Raw genomic sequence first — 19520 nt, 5'->3', positions numbered from 1 at the left:
TAAATGAAAAACAGGTATTTTTAAATTAAAATCTCTTTTTAATAAGTTTTTAATTTAAAAATATAATTTTTTATAAAAAATAAAAAATTATTAAGATTTTAGTAGAATCCTAAATTTTTCTTATTTATATTACATAGGTAATTAAATTGATAAACTTTTCTTATTTTTTTGAATAATTTTGGTAAAATTATTCAAAAAATCCATATTAAAACGATGAAAAATCTATTTAACTTTTTTAAAACCTCATCCGAATTACGGCTCGCATACCGGCTTTTGAAACAAATTAACCAAAAACGTAGTTTTTATGGTGCAATGACCGATTTTGACCTGGCAAACCAGACCAATATTTTCAAAAAAAGGCTTGCAAACGGCGAAAAACTCAAGGATATTCGTGTTGATGCTTTCGCAGTTGCCCGCGAGGCGACCAAGCGAATTTTAGGCAAAACCCCTTATGATGTCCAGATTCTTGGGGGTCTAATTTTGGATATGGGATCAGTTGCTGAAATGAAAACCGGTGAAGGAAAAACAATTGCTTCAATCCCGCCTGTCTATCTTAATGCGCTTTTAGGCCAAGGGGTAATTGTCTCAACTGTTAATGAATATTTAGCCGAACGAGATGCTGAAGATAATGGAAAAGTCTATAACTTTTTAGGCCTTACAGTCGGAATTAACAAAACCGAAATGGATGCAAATACCAAAAGAATGATGTATAATGCCGATATTACTTATTCGGTTCATTCTGAATTAGGTTTTGATTATCTCCGGGATAATATGGTTTTTTCAGCAGCTGAAAAAGTTCAAAGGGGACTAAATTTTTGCCTAATCGATGAAGTAGACTCAATTTTGATCGATGAAGCCAAAACCCCTTTGATTATCAGTGGTGGCAAAACTAACCTTCCAGCCCAATATTTATCCGCGAACCAATTTGTTAATACTCTAATTGCTGAAGATTTTTATATTGATGAAGAAACTAAGGGAATTAAATTAAATGATAAAGGAATCGATAAGGCAAATGCTTTTTTTGGCCTTCGTAATTTATATGAAATTCAAAACTCAGAAATAGTTCATCGAATTCAAAACGCGCTGAGAGCCAATAAGGTGATGAAACGCGATGTTGAATATATTGTCCAGGACGGCAAAATTGCCTTAGTTGATCAATTTACTGGGCGAATTATGGCTGGAAGATCTTATTCTGAAGGTCTCCAGCAAGCCCTGCAAGCAAAAGAGGGGCTTGAAATTGAACCTGAGACAAAAACACTAGCAACAATTACCTATCAAAATTTTTTTCGCCTTTTTAAAAAATTATCAGGGATGACCGGGACTGCCAAAACCGAAGAACAAGAATTTATCGATGTTTATAATATGCGCGTGAATGTGATTCCGACAAACAAACCGATGATTCGTAAGGATGAAAAAGATGAAATTTTTGCCACTAGTCACGAAAAAAATCAAGCTATAATTTCCGAAGTTGAACGTGTTCATAAAATGGGGCAGCCAATTTTAATTGGAACCTCACAAGTTGTTGACTCTGAAACGCTTTCGGAGATGCTAAACCAAAAAGGACTTTATCATACAGTATTAAATGCAAAACAAAACCAACTTGAAGCCGAAATTATTGCCAAGGCAGGACGAAAAAATGCGATTACAATCGCGACAAATATGGCTGGAAGAGGAACTGATATAATTTTAGAGCCTGGTGTGACTGAACTTGGCGGCCTTTATATTCTTGGAACCGATAAAGCCGAAGCTAGAAGAATCGATAACCAACTACGAGGTCGCTCTGGACGACAAGGTGATGTGGGAATTTCGCGATTTTTTATCTCACTTCAGGACCAACTTTTTCGGCGTTTTACCAATTTTGATCAAATTTTTGGCGCTTATGGACAAACAAATGGGGCAATTAAAGGAAAATATATTCATGCGGTTTTACTTGCAGCCCAAAAGAAAATCGAAGGCTTTAACTTCGATATGCGCAAAACTGTGCTTAGTTATGATGATGTTATTCGTCAACAGCGTGATTTAATTTATGCCCAAAGAGATATTTTGCTTCAGATTGAAAATTTTGACCATTATATCCAGAAGATGATTATTCGGGCTGTTGATATCATTTTAAGCTATGATTTTATAATTTTACCAAATCAAGAAATTCACTATAAAAATTTAATAAATTTTCTTAATGATAATTTATCAAGAATTACTCATTTTAACTTTGGGCAAATTGGAATTGAAAATTATCCCATTGAACAACTTAATGAATTTTTAATCAAACAATTAGAAACTATTTATTTTAAACAAATCCAATCAGTTTTAAAGGAAAATCTTGGAAAAACCTACTTTGAATCAGAACGTTATATTATTTTATCAACACTTGATAGTCAGTGACAAAATCATATTGACACCATTGACAAATTAAGATCTTCTGCTAATTTAGTTCAGTATTCCCAGAAAAATCCTTATCAAATTTTTACCGAGGAAGCAACAAAAAAATTCAACATTTTAGTAGCAGAATCCGCTTATCAGGCAATAGTTTCTTTATTTAATAATTCAAATGCTGAAAAAATAGAATATATCAAAGCAATTTTGTCTGATGGAACCGCAATTTCTTATCCGGCAGATAGCCCTCAAGAAATAATTGATCAAATAATCGCCTCTAACGAGGAGAGAATCGCGGCTGCAAGAAAAGCAAAAGAAGAAAAACAGCCTGAATTTATTGAAAAACAACTTGCTAAACTAAAAATTGAAAAGGTTGAATCAGGAGAGGAATTTGAACTTTGAAAAATCGGAGATAGCAAACTAGTTAACCTAAAAAAGGAAATGCCTCTTGATGAAAAACAAAATATTTTAGTAAAAATGCAGCAGGAACAACTTGAAATGATGAGCGAGGAAGAAAAAAACCTAATACAAGAACAAAATTTAGAGATTGTAGAGATTGAAGAAATAGAGGAAGAAATTCAAAATGAAAATCCCCAAAAAGTTGAATTTGTGGATTTTAAAAATGATCCTGATGCATATAATAAACTGATATTCGGTGCGGATTATGCAGATAAACAATTAATATCATCAGAGGAAGAAGATAATAACGAAAAAACAAATATAAATAACAATGAGGATTTGGAAAGAACAAAAGGAGAGGCGCAACAAACTGCTAAAAACCCGAATGAGTAAGATCAAGCCGGAATCAAGTTTTAAATTTGCCGTACCAATATTAAGAAAAACTGGCGAAAAAACTAAAAAAAAGGAAAAATAAGCACTTTTTCCTAAATTTTTCCATTTTGCTTGGTTTTTTTAGGCAAAGATGGTAAAATTTAGCGAACAAGTTGAATAAAAAGACAAAAGAATAGTTCTTCATTTATGTTTTGAACAAAATTTAGCTGGCTTTTGGCTCTTTTCAGTTTTGCTATTTCGATCTTTGAAAACCTTATTTATTATCATTACCTCCAAAGCTTAAATTTTATTAGTTTTGTTAGCCTTAATAGTTTAAGCGGAATTTTGCTAATAATTTTTATTTTTTTGACTTTTTTGGATAAAATTGCTCCAATTTTTTGAAAAAATAGTTTACTTAAAGATGTTAAATTTCAAAAAGATATCTGCAATTTTTATCTAAAAAAGAATAATAGAATTTATTTTATTTTGATAATTTTATCTTTTATCTCTTTAATAATTTTTAATCTATATAATTTAATTGAATTTGGTATTACTTATTACAGTTTTGGCCTAGTTTTTGGTTGTTTTTTTAGTTTGCTTGCGATTAATTTTAGAATTATTCATACCTGTTCTATCATTGAAAAATAAAAGTTTAGATATTTTTTGCAAAGAAATACTAACAAAAATGCCCTTTTTATATTATAATATCACTTGATAATTAACATAAGGAGAAAAAATGACAGCACATATTGAAGCTAAAAAAAACGAAATTGCACCGATAGTTTTAATGCCTGGCGACCCGTTAAGGGCAGAATTTATTGCTAAAAATTTTCTAAAAGATGCTAAATTAGTCTCAAAAGTTCGAAATAATTTGATTTTTACTGGTGAATATAAAGGAAAAAAAGTAACTATTGCCGCTTCCGGAATGGGTTCTGGATCAATTGGAATTTATGCCTATGAATTATTTAAATTTTATGATGTTGAAAAAATAATTCGAATTGGTTCAGCAGGTTCTTATGATAAAGATCTTGAAGTTTATTCACTTGTAATTGCTAATTCAGCCTGATCAGATTCTTGCTCTTTTCCCGCACTTATTTCGGGAAAAAAAGTACATTTAGCCCACCCTAATCCAGGTTTAGTAGCAAATTTATTCCATAGTGCTACAAAGTTAGGACTAAATCCACTTTATACAAGAATTCACTCAACCGATGTTTTTTACTCAAGTCGTAATTTAGAAAAAACTATTGAACTATCAAAGGCAAAAGCAGTCGAGATGGAATCTTTTGCGCTCTTTACAATCGCTAATTATCTCGGAAAAAAAGCAGCTTCAATTCTTACTATTTCCGATAATTTAATCACAAAATCTGAACTTGATTCGGTTACAAGACAGGAAAAATTTGTGGAAATGATTGAAATTGCTCTTGAGGCTATTTAATATTATGAGTTTATTCGAAATAATTGAAAAAAAATCACAAAAACATAAACTTTCGGCTGAAGAAATTAATTTTATGATCAACGGATTTCAAAGCGGCCTAATTACTGACTATCAATTTTCGGCTTTTTTAATGGCCATTTTAATTAACGGTCTTGATGATGATGAACTTTTTTATTTTACCCGTGAAATTATCGCCTCAGGAAATACAATTAATCTCTCGAAAATTAACGGAATTAAAATTGATAAACACTCAACAGGAGGAGTTGGCGATAAAATTTCTTTAATTATTGGACCTATTTTTGCTTCCCTTGGTTATAAAGTAGCAAAAATGTCAGGACGAGGACTTGGTTTTACAGGTGGAACAATTGATAAATTAGAGTCAATACCTGGGTTTAAAACCCAATTAACTGAGGCCAATTTTTTAGAACAAGTTCAAAAAATTGGACTTGCAATTGTTGCCCAATCAAACGCACTTGTTCCGGCTGATAAAAAAATTTATGCTCTTCGAGATGTCACCGGGACAGTTTCCTCGATTCCTTTAATTGCTAGTTCAATTATGTCTAAAAAAATTGCAACTGGGGCCGATGTTATCCTTATTGATGTGAAATGTGGTAATGGCGCTTTTATGACTGAACTGCCAAAAGCCAAAAAATTAGCTAGTAAAATTAAAATGTTAGGGAAAAAATTTGGAAAAAAAACTATCGTTAAAATCACTAACATGGAAGCACCGCTAGGAAAAATGATTGGAAATAAAAACGAAATTATTGAATCACTTTCGATTCTTCAAGGAAATCAGTCCCAACTTAGTGAATTTGCAAGCGAGTTAGTTGCTCAAACCTTAACAGAACTTGAAAAAATTAAAATTGAAAAAGCCCGCGAAAAAGTAAAAGATGTAATTGAATCTGGTCAAGCCTATGAACTTTTTTTGAAAATGGTAAGTGCTCAAGGTGGAAATCTGACATTAATTCAGTCCTCAAATTTTTGAATTCCCGCTTATAAAGAGCAAATTTTTGCACCTCAAAATGGTTATATTAAATGAGAAAATGCCTTGATTTTTGGAAAAATTGTTGCTTTTTTAGGTGGGGGGAGAACAAAATTAAACCAAAAAATTGACTATGAGGCTGGAATCTCCCTTGAGGTTGAAACCGGTGAATATGTCCAAGAAGATCAATTAATTTTTAGTCTATATTCATCTAGTCCAATTGATCTTAGACAAATCCAGGATTTAATTCCAAAGACTTTTAGTATTAATCCTGAACCTGAATTTGAAAAGATGTTTTTAAATTAAAAAACAAAAATACACTTGATTTTATAGTATTTTTTTAAAATTGAAAAAAATTTTCCTAAAAATTCAAGCTGCATTTTTTTTTTTTTTTTTTTTTTTACTAAAATTTTATAAAAAGTAAAAAAACGGTTTTACTTTAAAAGTGAAACCGTTTTTATTAAATAATGAAAATTGGAAAAAATTAAGAAAATTATTTTAATTTTTTATTATAACTAAGCCCTAAAGCGTTTAAAATTACTTGAACTACAAAGTTAAACGGTTTGTTAAAATGGGGGAGAAAATAAAAATCTGAAAGAGCAATTTCTGTTAATTTCAGTCTTTTTTGGATTGCCAGGGAAAGAAAATAAATTACTTCTGTATGGTTAAATTGTTTCCCATATGATCCAATTTGGGCCCCAAGTAATCTTAAAGTTGGTTTATGGTAGGTAATTTTAATTCAAACTTTTGCTTTTTCCTGCATAAATTCAGGGCGATCTCAGTCCTCAAGATATTCAGTTGCAACCTCCTCGAGCCCCATTAATGAACAACCTCTTTCAGAATAACCAGTTGATGCATAATTAAATCCGAAGACGGAAATTGCATTAGTTCCAACATAACCTGGAAAAGGAATATCACTGCGACCAGCAAGGTGAAAAGCAGCAACTATTCCTGATTTTACGGCATTTGTTGCTAAGGCAATATGAGCATGTTTTTCAGTTACATTATGAAACATAGCTGCTGAATCACCAATTACATAAAGATCTTCATCACTTAAACTACGTTGAAATTGATCAACTTTGATAGCACCATTTGGAGTTTTTTCAACATCAGCTAAAATTTTTGTATTCGGAGAAAAGCCGATTGCTAAAATCACAAGGTCTGCGGCATATTTTCCTTTATCGGTTTCAACAAATGCTACTTTTTTACCTGTTTCATCAGCGATAAACCGCATAACTTTTTGCCCGAATTGAAGATTTATCCCTTCAGCACGAATTTTCTCCTCCATTTTTTGGGTAAATTCATGATCAAAGTAGTTTGGGATAATTCGATCTTGCATATCAATCAAGGTAGTTTTTTTGCCATATTTATGAAAAGCTTCAAGTAATTCAATCCCAATATAGCCTCCACCAATAATAATTACATTTTTTATAGATGGATCAACCGCTTTTTCTTTAATGGTTTTTGCATGGGTAAAAGTTTTGGAGACCAAAATATTTTCAAGACTAATTCCTTCAAATGGAGGAATAATTGGCCAAGTTCCACCAGCAAACACTAATTTATCATAATTATCCTTAAAAATTTGACCAGTAACTAAGTTTTTAACAGTAACTTCCTTATTTTTACGATCAATTCCTATTACATCATGTTCTAAATTAACGCTAATTCCCATACTTTTTAATTGCTCAGGACTTGAATAAAAAAGTCCGGATGGATCACTGAATTCATCAGAAACTCAAAGCGCAATTCCACAGCCTAAAAATGAGATATCAGTATTTCTATCATAAGTAACAAGTTCAGCCTGCGGATAAATAGTTTTTAATGTTCTTAGAAACGAAGTTCCAGCATGATTTGTCCCAATTGATATAATTTTCATAAATTATAACTCCTGTTTTTGGTTTAAATTTATATAAAAAGGAAAAATAAATATCATTTTATTTTTAATCTAAAAAAATTATACAACATTTTTTTAGATTTTATTTTAAAAATAGGAAAAAATTTACTTTTTTCTGGTATTTTTAAAATAAAAACATAAAATTAGAAAAACTATAATAAACATTTATTAAATAAGTAAAAAATTAACTACTTTTTTATATTTTTTTCTTTTTTTTAGTTAGTTGAACGGAAAACTTAACAATATACCCAATTAAAATCGCAAAAGCATAACTAATTATGGGGATAAATTGTTCAAAAGTCACTTCTTTCGAACTAATAAAAGGTAGTTGAGAAAAAATAAGTGTAAATAAAATGGTTAACATACCTAAAATATAAATTATGATTTCCCAAACTGGAATATTCTCACTTTTACGTCATTTTCAAAGCAAAACTGTAAAAATAGTAAGTAAATATTGGACTAAAAATGAAATATTACCGGCTGCTAAAATTGTATTAAAAGAATTTTCTATCCTAAGAATTTCCGGAATAATTGTAAAAACTAAACTTGAAAAAATTGCAACAACAACTACTAAATAAATTGCATTTTGATACTCATTATATTTATTTTTTTTGGCTAAAAATGCAGGTAAAAAACCATCTTCTGCAAGAGGGGAAATAAATCTTGCTTGCGGTTGGACATAAGAAAATGCTCCTGACATCCTATTAAAAGTAAGCCCAATTGTAAAAAGGGATGTGCCTGCTGAACCTCAAAGCGCTTTATAAACCCCTTCAAGTCCAAAGTTTGCTAAATATTCTGGTCCTAATCCTAAAAATATAATATAAAAAATAAAATAACTAGAAATTACGATTAAAAAGATTAAAATTATCAACTTTTTGAACCTTTTTGTCTCGATATTCTTTGAAATTGTCGCTAATGATTCAAAACCGCCATAAGAATAAATAAAAGATAAAACTGACCCGGAAAGACTCAAAACACTAAAAGGCGCAATTGTTTTAAAAGTTTGACCATAACTTTTTGACTCGCTAATTAAGTAAATAATTAAACCAAAACCAATTACTAAAGTTAGCCATTTAAAAATTGCAGTTGTAAATACAAATCACTTTGAAAGACGAAAACCAAAAGCACTAGTTAAAATAAGACCAATATAAATTACTAAAGAAATAGCAACATAAATTCATTTTCTTTCAGGATCAAAAGATGTTAATAGATTTGAAAAAAATAAGGGTGTTGTTCCTGAAAAAAGGATAATTTGACTTATTTGATTCCAACCTTGAAAGAATACCATCTCTTTTTTGAAGGTTTTTTTGGCATATGCATATGATCCACCAACTTCAGATTGGTATTTGTTTCCTGCTCTTGCAAAAGCAAAAATTACGGCTAGAGTAATCAACGAAGTTAGAATAAAAACTAAAATCCCTCAAACACCTTGACTAATTACATTTGAAATTGTAGCAATAAAGCCAAATCCAACGATGTAATTAAGCCCATAAAAAATAAATTGCCTCTCAGTTAGAAAATTTTTTGATTTTTTTTGAGACATTTTGTTCTTATTATCCTAAAAGATTTTAATTTGTTAGAATTTTAAAATTATACCATATTATCATAAATAAAAAACTTTTTTTTAAAAAATAACAGCTAAATTTTATCCTAGTTAATTAATTCACTGTATATTTAACAAAGAAAAATTAGAATATGTTATAATTGAATAAAAAGTGGAAAAATTTTAAGTAAAAAATAGTAAATTTTTTTATTATTTATATTAAGAACTAAAAAATTAACTAAAATTGTTAAATTAAAAGGTAAAATGTCACAAAACGAAACAATTGAACGGCTCAAAAAATTCATTGAAAACAAAGAACAAGCGCTAAAAAGAAGTAAAAAAATCGCCTATTATGGAATTAATGCTATAAAATGGATTATTTTTTTTGCAAACATAATTGTAATTTCGCTGGCAATCACAGTAATTATTGTTGAAATAAACCGTTATCGATTAATTAATTCTCCAAATAAGTCAATTTTTGCAGACCTCGGGTTGACAATTGTTCTAGCCAGTTTTATTTGCTTAACTTTTTTTATTAATTTATTTCTTGCAATTTACCGTGAGGTTATGAAGTTTAAGGATTATAAAAAAGCACAACGAGAACTCAGTTATATTTTTTTTCAAATCCAAAACGATAATGAATATAATATAGAGGAATTTGAAAAAGATTATCAACAAATTTCTGATTTTTATTTTCAAAAAAAAGAAGTTTCAAAGCTAAAAATTTTAAAAAGTATCGTTTTTGGTGGCAAAAAGTGATTGTAAAAAATGTTCGCCTGGAGTCAAATTCATATGAATTTGCCAAATTCTTATATAAAAAAAGTCTTGTAAAGGCAAAATTTTTCCAATTTTTGTTTTGAACAGTATCGCTTTTTAGCATTTTTTTTGCTTTTTTTTCAACTTTAATGGGTATTTTTAAACTTGCATCGCCAAAATTAAGTGTATTTGAACCATTTGCAAATTTTTTTACCTATGTTGACGAAAATGGGAAAATTGTTGATCAATGACCAATTTTTGTTTTGTGGATTAATCTTTCAATTTCAATAATTAACGGACTTTTTGCACTTTTTTTAGTAAAACCACGTTGAAATCGGAATCAAGAAATTAATGACTTTTTAAAAATTGAACTTATTTTATTTGAAACAAAATCTGGGAAATATGCAAATGCAAAAAATTTACAACTTGAATTATTTAATTCAATTTCTAAATATTTAGGAATTTTAAACGCACTTAAAAATAAATTAGAAAATAAAAAACCAGGAAAATAAAAGATGAATAAAGAAAAAATAAAAGCAAAAATTGAACTTGACATTATTAAATTAACAGCAAAAGCACGTATTTCAAAAGGTATTTTTTTGTTCTGCAGTATCGCTTTAATTCTAATGTCAGCTTTTAATGGAATTTTATCAGCTTATGCAATCACTAAAAATCCGAATCCTACAGCAATTAAATTATTTGTTGCAATCGCTTTTATTAACGCAATTATCACATTTGTAACATCACTTTCTTCATTTTTTGTTTTTGAAAATGTTTATAAAAAGGCAAGCCAAAAACTTGAATTTTATGAAACTAAAAGAAAAGAGCTTGATGAAAAAGAAATAAATTTAGAACAGTTAGCACGAGAACTAATGGATATAAAAATCGAAAATTAGGCTTTGAATAATTTAAAAAAGTGGTAAAATTCTTTTATATTTTCTTGTTAAAAGCATTTATAGATCTTAATTCTATATCACCGATACCGTTGTTTTCTAAAACAAAAAACACTATAAAATAAAGGAAAAAATGCCAACAATATCACAATTAGCTAAAGGTTGTCGCGTTAAAAAAACTTGAAAATCTAAAGTTCCAGCGCTTAATATGCTTTATAACTCTTTGCATAAAAAGGAGTTAAAATTAAGCGCCCCTTTTAAAAGGGGTGTTTGTACAAGAGTTGCAACGATGACACCTAAAAAACCAAACTCTGCACTTAGAAAATTTGCTCGGGTAAAACTTTCAAATGGAATTGAAGTTAATGCTTATATTCCTGGCGAAGGTCATAATTTACAAGAACACTCAATTGTACTAATCCGCGGTGGAAAAGTTAAGGATTTACCCGGAATTCGTTATCACATTGTTCGGGGAACCCAAGATACAACTGGGGTTGCCAAAAGATCGCAAGGCCGTTCAAAATACGGGGCTAAAAGACCGAAAAAATCAAAGTAAAAAATAAAAAAATACTATAAATTACAACATATTTTTAAAAAAGGAGATAAAATGTCACGAAAAAAACAGGCTCCCGTTCGCAATGTTTTAGCCGATCCAGTTTTTAATTCCAAACTGATAACAAAAGCAATAAATTGCACAATGTTAGAAGGGAAAAAAACCACCGCTCAAAACATTCTTTATTCAGCATTTAAATTAGTAGAAGAAAAGTTACAAAAAGATGCACTTGAAGTTTTTCGCCAGGCGGTTAAAAATGTAACACCGCTTACCGAAGTTCGTTCTCGTCGAATTGGCGGAACGAACTATCAAGTGCCAATGGAGGTAAGACAGAAACGACAACAAACTCTCGCACTGCGCTGATTAATTCTTTTTGCCCGTAAACGGAATGAAAAAACAATGATAGTTAAGTTAGCAAACGAAATAATTGATGCTTATAATAAAACCGGAGGGGCCTTTAAGAAAAAAGAAGATACCCACAAAATGGCGGAAGCAAATAGGGCTTTTGCCCACTTTAAATGGTAGGAATTTAGAATTATGGCACGAAAATTTGAACTAAAAGATTATCGCAATATTGGAATTATGGCCCATATTGATGCAGGGAAAACAACAACAACTGAAAGAATTCTATTCCATACAGGAAAAATTCATAAAATTGGCGAAACTCATGATGGGGTTAGCCAAATGGACTGAATGGAACAGGAAAAAGAACGCGGAATTACGATAACTTCGGCAGCAACAACTGCTTTTTGAAAAGGAAAAAGAATTAACATTATCGATACACCAGGCCATGTTGATTTCACTGTCGAAGTTGAAAGATCATTACGGGTTTTAGATGGGGCAGTTGCTGTTTTAGATGCCCAATCCGGGGTTGAACCTCAGACTGAAACTGTTTGAAGACAAGCAACAAATTATAGCGTTCCAAGAATTGTTTATGTCAATAAAATGGATAAAGCTGGTGCAAATTTTGAAGCTTCAATTGAATCAGTGCGGACAAAATTAAACGGGAATGCAGTTGCAATTCAGTTAAATATTGGCGCTGAAGCCGATTTTAGTGGACTTATCGATCTTGTTGAAATGAAGGCTTATAATTATGATGGCCAAAAAGAAGAAATCGAATATGAAATTCCAATTCCTGAAGATCTTTTCGAAAAAGCAAGTCAAATGCGACTTGCACTTGCAGAAGCAGTTGCTGACTATGATGAAGAAATTTTTAATAATTTATTAGAAGAAAAGGAAATTTTACCTGAACAATTAAAAGCTGCAATTCGGGCTGCAACAATTACAGGTAATTTTTTCCCTGTTGTCTGCGGATCTTCCTTTAAAAACAAGGGTGTTAAAAAGATGATCGATGCGGTTATCGATTATTTACCTTCCCCTGTTGATGTTCCCCCAATTAAAGCGTTTCGTGATGAGGAAGAAATTACAATTGAAGCTAGCGATGATCAAGAATTTTCTGCCCTTGCTTTTAAAATTATGAATGATCCTTTTGTTGGATCACTTACTTTTTTCCGGGTTTATTCTGGAGTTTTAAAAAAAGGTACTTATATAATTAACTCAACAAAAGGCAAAAAAGAACGTGTAGGCCGTATTTTAGCTATGCATGCTAATTCCCGTGAAGAAATTGATGAGGTAAGAACTGGTGATATTGGTGCCTTTGTTGGTCTAAAAGATACAACAACTGGTGATTCTTTAATTTCCGAAAAAGCAAAAACTTTTGTTCTTGAAAGGATGAATTTTCCTGAACCTGTGATTTCCCAGTCACTTGAACCTTTTTCAAAAGCCGAAATTGAAAAATTAGCTACTGCCCTCCAAAAATTAGCAAATGAAGATCCAACTTTCAAAACTTGAACTGATATTGAAACCGGACAGACAATAATTGCCGGAATGGGCGAATTGCACCTTGATATTATTGTTGATCGGCTCAAAAGAGAGTTTAATGTTCAAGCTCGTGTAGGAAAACCGCAGGTTTCTTATCGCGAGACAATTACAAAAAGCGCTGAAGTTGAAGGAAAATATATCAAACAATCCGGTGGTCGTGGGCAGTACGGTCATGTTTGGATTAAATTTGAACCTAATCCTGAAGAAGGTTTTGATTTTATTGATAAAATTGTTGGGGGGAAAATTCCAAAAGAATATATCAAATCAATTCAAAAAGGACTAGAAGAAAAAATGCAAGCCGGAATTCTTGCTGGCTATCCTTTAATTAATTTAAGGGCAACTTTATTTGATGGTTCTTTTCATGAAGTCGATTCTTCTGAAATGGCCTTTAAAATCGCAGCATCTAAGGCACTTTCCCGCGCCAGAGATGCTGTTGGAACAGTACTTTTAGAGCCGATTATGGATGTTTCTGTTTTTGCTCCCTCTGAATATGCAGGAGATGTAATGGGAGATTTATCACGTCGTCGTGGTCTAGTTCGTGAACAGGAAACTCGTTCTGATGGGGCAAATGTAATTCGCGGACACGTCCCACTTGCAGAAATGTTCGGGTATTCAACGCAATTACGTTCAATGACTTCAGGCCGGGGAACCTATCAGATGCAATTTAATCACTATGAAATTGTACCCAAAAATATTTCCGATGTCATCGTAAAACAAAGAGCAATTAAGGAAGATGACTAAAAAAAGAAAACTATAAAAAAATATCGAAAAATTAAGAAAACCGAGTTTTTAGATGAATTAATTTCATTTTTTTCTAAAAACTCGGTTTTTTATACAATTTATTAGAATTAATCTTATTTAATTTAAAAAAGTATCGTAATTTATGTAACTTTTCCGGCTAGCAAAATTTTTGTAATATTCTTGGCATAATAATTTAATTAATAATTATTTTTGCTATTAAATATAAAAAAGCGCTTAAATTTAAGTGCTTTTTATAAAGTTAAAAAAATTTTTATTTTTTACTTGGAGAAAAAAATAAATAGGGTAAAATATATCTAAATTCAATTTTTACGTTTTCCGATTCTTCGTAAAATCAAAAAAATTACTACCGTTAAAAAAGCTCAAAGTAAATGACGGCGAAAACGAATTTTACCTATATCAATACTTTTATGATAAATGTGACCAAAAATTGCTTCAATATTTCCCAAACGCCGACGAAGCATTAAATCATAAATTAGCATAACTATAAACAAAGCGCCATTTACTGCCATTGCAGTTATATATTCGGCAGAATTTTGAATATTTTTCTCCGGATAATATTTTAATAACACTCAGTAAGTTAAGCCCATCATAATTGTTGCAAACAAAGTAAAGCCGCTAAGTCAGATAGCATTTACCTCTTTTTGATTCACTTTTTTTACAAGTCATGGAATCATTGGTGGCATTTCAAGTCGATTTGCATTATTTTGCAACTGGGAACGAAAATAAATAACAGATTTTTTGATTGCTTTATAGTCTAAAAGTGTTTTAATAAAAAGAAAAAATAAAATAGCGCCAAAAATTCCAGGGACTATTAGCAAAGGTAAATATTTTTTCTCATAAGATCAAGCTGGAATTTTTTCCTGAGTCCAAAGAACTGAAACAATTAAAACTGTAAGAATCAATGCTAGTCAAAAAATCGCTTTTAAAGGTAGGAAAATTAACTCTAAACCAAAAATTTTCCGAACCTCTTTTGAAATAAAGGTATTCGCTTCTTCCTGAATGCGTTTTTGTTCCATTCTATCTTGATATTCGCGTTCTAATAATTCATTATGATAAAATTGCGAAGTATTTTCATATTTTGGCCTATAACGGGAATTTTCCTGATAATTTTCTTCATTATATTGATATTCATGTTGTGTGGGTTGAAAATTTTTGTTTTTTTGCTCAAAATTAGAAAAATTTGGGTTATTTTGTGGTCGCTGGTAGGGGTAATTTTCAAATTTTTGTCTATTTCTTCTCATATTTATTAACCTAGTAAAGTAAAAAAAAGAATTTTTGCTTGTTTTTCACCTATTTTTCTCAAATTATACACTATTTTTCACTAACATTTGTTTTTAAAATTGCTAAAAAGGCCTCCTGAGGAACATCAACGACCCCGAAAGATTTCATTCTTTTTTTTCCTGCCTTCTGTTTTTCAAGTAATTTTTTTCTTCTTGTGACATCCCCTCCATATAATTTTGCCGTTACATCTTTACGATAAGCTTTAATTGTCTCGCGAGCAATCACTTTTGATCCAATTACAGCTTGAACTGGGACTTCAAAAGAATGTCTTGGGATAATTTCCTTTAATTTTTGGGTAAGATCTCTTGCTTTTGGATAGGCAAAATCTTTATGAACTATCATTGAAAGTGCATCGATTTTCTGTCCATTTAGTAAAATATCCAATTTTTGCAGTTTTGAAACTTGATAATCAATTACCTCGTATTCAAAAGATGCATAACCTTTTGAAAGTGATTTTAGCCGATCAAAAAAGTCAAAAATAACCTCAACTAGCGGTAATTTATAAATTAAGCGCCTACGAAAGTCATCTATATATTCAAGATCAACATAAATTCCGCGTTTATCTTGACAAAGTCCCATAATTTGCCCTAAAAATTCTTCAGGTAAAAAAATTTTCGCTAAAATATAAGGTTCTCTGATTTCACTAATAAAATTAGGTTCAGGAAACAAACTCGGATTAGAAATTATCTGGACTTGGCCATTTGTTCTTGTAATCTGAAATTCAACAGAAGGTGCAGTTGCTATAATTGAAAGATTAAACTCCCTTTCAAGCCTTTCCTGAAGAATTTCCATATGCAAAAGTCCCAAAAATCCAATCCGAAAACCAAAACCAAGCGCTTTTGATGACTCAGGTTCATAAATAATTGATGAATCCGAAAGCGAAATTTTTTCTAAAGAATCTTTTAAAAGATTGTATTGCTGTGAATCCACGGGGTAAAATCCAGTATACATTACAGGAACTAATTTTTTATATCCAGGAAGTGGAGATTTAGCCGGATTTTCAACTAAAGTGATTGTATCACCTACCTCAACATCTTTTGCATTGCGAATTGAGGCGGCCACCCAACCGACTTCACCAGCAAAAAGCGCCTCTTTTTTAACCTGATTTGGACTGGAAATTCCTAATTCAATCACGGAAAATTTCAAGTTATTAGCCATAAATTTGAAAGTATCCCCGACTGAAATTTTCCCTGTAACCACACGGATAAAAATTATTACCCCGCGGTAAATATCAAAATAAGAATCAAAAACTAACGCTTTTAAAGGATCTTTTTCGTCTGAAGCTTGTGGTGGCGGGATCAAATTAACTATCGCTTCAAGTACTTTTTCAATACCGATGCCATTTTTGGCTGAAATCAAAATGGCATTTTCAGCGGAAATTCCGATAGTGTTTTCAATCTCGGCTTTGACTTTATCAACATTTGCCGAAGGTAAATCGATTTTGTTTATAATTGGAATAATTTCTAAATTATTCTCAAGGGCCAAATAAACATTGGCCAAGGTCTGTGCCTGAATCCCTTGACTTGCATCCACTAAAAGCAAAGCGCCTTCAGTTGCCGCTAAAGATCGTGAAACTTCATAAGTAAAATCGACATGGCCAGGTGTATCAATTAGATGAAAAATGTAAGAATTATAACGAATTTGGACCGCATTTAGTTTAATAGTAATCCCACGTTCTTTTTCAAGATCCATTGAATCAAGATGTTGTTCTTTTAGATCACGTTTTGAAACTGTATTGGTAAATTCAAGAATTCTGTCGGCCAAAGTCGATTTACCATGATCGATATGCGCAATTATGGCAAAATTTCGAATTTTTTTATTATCCATCTACCCACGACTAACTATTTCTTCAATGTTACTTCCGCTATCTGCAAAATAAAAAATAAGAAAAACAAGACCTAAAACAAGGCCGACAACCAGGAGAAATAAAAGGAGAAAAAGTGCTATTTTTTTCCCGTATTTAATCTCTTTAAGTTTTTGTAAAACTACATTTCCATAAATTACTTGATTTGCGGTTTTGTATTTAAATTTCGGCTTTTTTTGCTTTTTTCTAAACATTTTTAGGCAATAAAATCTTTTAGAACTTTTGAAGGTTTGAATCTCACTGTTGTTTTTGCATTGACTGTAATCTGGGTTTTGGTTAGTGGATTAAATGAAGAAGATGCGGGCTTGAAAACTCCTTGGAAAGTTCCAAAAGAGTTAATCACTAATTTTCCTTGTTTTTTGACAACATCTGCTGTTATTCCAAAAAATTCATTTAAAACAAGCTCAATATTTTTTATAGGAAGATTGGTTTTAATTGCAATTTGCTCAATTAGTTCTTTTTTGTTCATTTTAATGACTCCATTCATAACTAAGATAATTATAAATTTTACTTTATTTTCTTATTTTTTGGTAATATTTTTATAAATAATTTTAATTGGACAGCCAAAAAAATCAAAATACTTGCGCATTTGGTTTTCAATATAACGCTGATAAGAAAAATGGACTAAATTTTTATCAGTTACAAAAAATATAAAAGTGGGAATTTTTCCATAAATTTGCTCTAAAAAGTTGAAGTAAACTTTTTTACCATTAACATTTGGATGGGGTTGAATCATCTGAATTTCCATTAGAAATTGATTAAGTAAATTTGTTGAAATTTTTTTTTCAAGATTATTTTTAACTTGAAAAATAACATCAATGAGTTTATGAATTTTTTCTCCTGTTTTTGCTGAAATGAAAACAACCGGCGCTCAATCAAGAAATTTAAACTTACCTTTAATTTTCCTAAGATATTCTTGTTGTGTTCTTGTGTCTTTTTGAATTAAATCCCACTTGTTTATAACTAAAATTATCGGCTTATTTCTCTCAAAGGCATAACCGGCAATTCTGAGATCAAAATGATGAAAATCCTGACAAGCATCTAATAAAATCAAGGTTAAATCAGCCTGATCAAGCGAGCGAAAAGCTCGTAAAAATGCATAAAAATCAACTGATTCTGCCAGTTTTGATTTTTTTCTAATCCCGGCAGTATCGATAATTTCCAAAGTTTGTCCATTTATTTTCCAAAAACCAGAAATTGAATCCCTTGTTGTACCGGGAATTTCTGAAATAATAGAACGATTTTCCCCTAAAAGTCAGTTAAGGAGACTAGATTTTCCTGCATTTGGGCGACCAATTAGAGTTAATTTAAAAAAAATCTCATTTTTAAAATTTTTTTTGTTAAAATTACCTACAAGTTCATCTAAAAAATCACCAACTCCATGACCGTGTAAGGCAGAAATTGGAAAAACTTTCTCAAAACCTAACTCAAAAAGGCTTATATCAAAAGATTTGTTGTTTTCAAGTTTGTTTGCAACTAAAATAATTTTTTTTTTGGATTTTCTTAATAAACTAAGGACAAAATGATCCTCTGAATCAATTTCTTTTGTACCATCAAGAACTCAAACTAAAATATCGGCTTCTTCAAGGGCAATTTGGACCTGAATTCTGACTAAATCCTGAAAATTTTCATTCTCAATTTGAATTCCGCCTGTATCAATTAACAAAAAACTATGTTGATTTCAGGTCACATTTTGATAAATTCGATCCCTTGTAACACCTGGAAGTGGATTAGTTATTGAAATTTTTTTGCCTGCTATTCGGTTAAAAAGTGTTGATTTTCCAACGTTCGACTTTCCAACAAGAGCAACTAAATTTTTCATTAATTAAAAATTAACCTTTAAATTTCAAGTGAAAACTGACCAATTTTCCGAAAAACTAACTTGGAAATCTGGGATACAATTTGATCTCTTGTAAAATTTGTTGTATCAAGAAAAATTGAATCAACTGTTTTTTTTAAGGGGTTAGTTTTTCGGGTCATATCAAGGTAATCGCGATGTTCAATTGCCTTTAAAATTTCTTGAAAATCTGTTTCTAAATTCAAAAAAGTGTTTTGTTTTAAACGTCTTTTTGCTCTTGTCTCTGCATCTGCTCATAAAAAAATTTTCAGATCAGCGTCTGGCATAACATTATAAGTTGTATCGCGACCCTCCATGATGATTCCTTTATGATTTTTTTGGAAATTTTGCAAAATTTCAGTAACAATTTTCCTTATTTGTGGGTATTGAGCGATGATAGCTGCATTTTTTGAGATAAGATCATTGCGTAGTAGATTAGAAACATTTTGATTTTGTAGTCAAACATTTCCTTCAAAATCAAGTGATAAAAAATTTGGTGGCAAATGCTTTATCATTTTCCGCTCACTTGTAATGCTAATTTGATTTTTTTGACAAAAAAAAGCAATTGCGCGATATAAAGAACCGGTATTTATAAATAAATAATTGAATTTATTTGCAATTTGTTTTGCAATTGTTGATTTTCCAACTCCAGAAGGTCCATCGATTGCAATATTAATTTTTTTAAAAGGCATTTATAA

The 19520-nt window shown here is 30.7% G+C and carries 18 protein-coding genes; 9 read left to right on the top strand and 9 right to left on the bottom strand.

Annotated elements, in window-relative coordinates; translation table 4 throughout:
* The first annotated feature begins 213 nt into the window (after positions 1–213).
* Positions 214–3165 (top strand): preprotein translocase subunit SecA, encoded by a 2952-nt coding sequence (secA, locus tag MHJ_RS00425; RefSeq protein WP_011283898.1) that lies wholly within the window; start codon positions 214–216, stop codon positions 3163–3165.
* A gap of 120 nt (positions 3166–3285) precedes the next feature.
* Here the strand turns inward: secA and MHJ_RS03780 are convergent, their stop codons facing one another.
* Entirely contained in the window at positions 3286–3432 is a 147-nt protein-coding gene (locus MHJ_RS03780; protein WP_187286315.1) for a hypothetical protein, read from the bottom strand.
* Positions 3433–3880: 448 nt separating this feature from the next.
* Between MHJ_RS03780 and MHJ_RS00415 the strand changes: the two genes are divergently transcribed.
* A complete protein-coding gene (locus tag MHJ_RS00415) occupies positions 3881–4579 on the top strand; it encodes a purine-nucleoside phosphorylase (protein ID WP_011206134.1) in 699 nt (232 codons plus the stop codon).
* 4 nt (positions 4580–4583) lie between these two features.
* Positions 4584–5867 carry a thymidine phosphorylase gene (locus MHJ_RS00410; protein ID WP_011283896.1) on the top strand — a complete coding sequence of 428 codons (1284 nt, stop codon included), beginning with the start codon at positions 4584–4586 and terminating at the stop codon, positions 5865–5867.
* 187 nt (positions 5868–6054) lie between these two features.
* Here MHJ_RS00410 and MHJ_RS00405 read toward each other — a convergent pair whose 3' ends face one another.
* Both MHJ_RS00405 and MHJ_RS00400 read right to left on the bottom strand, forming a co-directional pair.
* Positions 6055–7437, bottom strand: coding sequence for an FAD-dependent oxidoreductase (locus MHJ_RS00405; RefSeq protein ID WP_011283895.1), 1383 nt, complete (start codon positions 7435–7437; stop codon positions 6055–6057).
* A gap of 214 nt (positions 7438–7651) precedes the next feature.
* The gene (locus tag MHJ_RS00400) at positions 7652–8998 is read right to left on the bottom strand and encodes an APC family permease (RefSeq protein ID WP_011283894.1); all 1347 of its coding nucleotides are present in this window, start codon (positions 8996–8998) and stop codon (positions 7652–7654) included.
* Positions 8999–9262: 264 nt separating this feature from the next.
* On the opposite strand from MHJ_RS00400, the gene MHJ_RS00395 reads away from it, so the two are divergent.
* From MHJ_RS00395 to fusA, 6 genes are all read left to right on the top strand, one after another.
* Positions 9263–9763, top strand: coding sequence for a hypothetical protein (locus MHJ_RS00395; RefSeq protein WP_044284580.1), 501 nt, complete (start codon positions 9263–9265; stop codon positions 9761–9763).
* On the top strand, positions 9754–10266 hold the full coding sequence (locus tag MHJ_RS00390) for a DUF4231 domain-containing protein (RefSeq protein ID WP_014579576.1): 513 nt from the start codon (positions 9754–9756) through the stop codon (positions 10264–10266). The genes MHJ_RS00395 and MHJ_RS00390 overlap by 10 nt, the downstream gene beginning before the upstream one ends.
* 3 nt (positions 10267–10269) lie before the next feature.
* The gene (locus MHJ_RS00385) at positions 10270–10650 is read left to right on the top strand and encodes a DUF4231 domain-containing protein (protein ID WP_011283891.1); all 381 of its coding nucleotides are present in this window, start codon (positions 10270–10272) and stop codon (positions 10648–10650) included.
* 130 nt (positions 10651–10780) lie between these two features.
* Positions 10781–11200 (top strand): 30S ribosomal protein S12, encoded by a 420-nt coding sequence (gene rpsL / locus MHJ_RS00380; protein ID WP_011205923.1) that lies wholly within the window; start codon positions 10781–10783, stop codon positions 11198–11200.
* 51 nt (positions 11201–11251) lie between these two features.
* Positions 11252–11722, top strand: coding sequence for a 30S ribosomal protein S7 (rpsG, locus tag MHJ_RS00375; protein WP_011205922.1), 471 nt, complete (start codon positions 11252–11254; stop codon positions 11720–11722).
* 12 nt (positions 11723–11734) lie between these two features.
* Complete coding sequence (gene fusA / locus MHJ_RS00370) at positions 11735–13819, top strand: elongation factor G (RefSeq protein ID WP_011205921.1); 2085 nt, start codon at positions 11735–11737, stop codon at positions 13817–13819.
* Between the two features lie 314 nt (positions 13820–14133).
* Here fusA and MHJ_RS00365 read toward each other — a convergent pair whose 3' ends face one another.
* The 6 genes from MHJ_RS00365 to cmk form a co-directional block, all read right to left on the bottom strand.
* Positions 14134–15081: an MSC_0882 family membrane protein gene (locus tag MHJ_RS00365; RefSeq protein WP_044284579.1), complete on the bottom strand. Its 948-nt coding sequence runs from the start codon at positions 15079–15081 to the stop codon at positions 14134–14136.
* A 70-nt stretch (positions 15082–15151) separates the two neighbouring features.
* Positions 15152–16948 carry a translation elongation factor 4 gene (lepA, locus tag MHJ_RS00360; RefSeq protein ID WP_011283888.1) on the bottom strand — a complete coding sequence of 599 codons (1797 nt, stop codon included), beginning with the start codon at positions 16946–16948 and terminating at the stop codon, positions 15152–15154.
* Positions 16949–17179, bottom strand: coding sequence for a hypothetical protein (locus tag MHJ_RS00355; RefSeq protein ID WP_011283887.1), 231 nt, complete (start codon positions 17177–17179; stop codon positions 16949–16951). It lies immediately after the preceding gene.
* A gap of 2 nt (positions 17180–17181) precedes the next feature.
* Positions 17182–17454, bottom strand: a complete 273-nt coding sequence (locus MHJ_RS00350) for an HU family DNA-binding protein (RefSeq protein WP_041361533.1) — start codon at positions 17452–17454, stop codon at positions 17182–17184.
* A gap of 51 nt (positions 17455–17505) precedes the next feature.
* On the bottom strand, positions 17506–18807 hold the full coding sequence (gene der / locus MHJ_RS00345) for a ribosome biogenesis GTPase Der (protein ID WP_044284578.1): 1302 nt from the start codon (positions 18805–18807) through the stop codon (positions 17506–17508).
* Between the two features lie 17 nt (positions 18808–18824).
* The gene (gene cmk / locus MHJ_RS00340; protein ID WP_011283885.1) at positions 18825–19514 is read right to left on the bottom strand and encodes a (d)CMP kinase; all 690 of its coding nucleotides are present in this window, start codon (positions 19512–19514) and stop codon (positions 18825–18827) included.
* Positions 19515–19520 lie beyond the last annotated feature (6 nt).

Source organism: Mesomycoplasma hyopneumoniae J (assembly GCF_000008205.1).
GTDB lineage: Bacteria > Bacillota_I > Bacilli_A > Mycoplasmatales > Metamycoplasmataceae > Mesomycoplasma > Mesomycoplasma hyopneumoniae.
The sequence above is the reverse complement of the archived record's forward strand: the minus strand, read 5'-3'. Positions and strand labels throughout refer to the sequence as shown.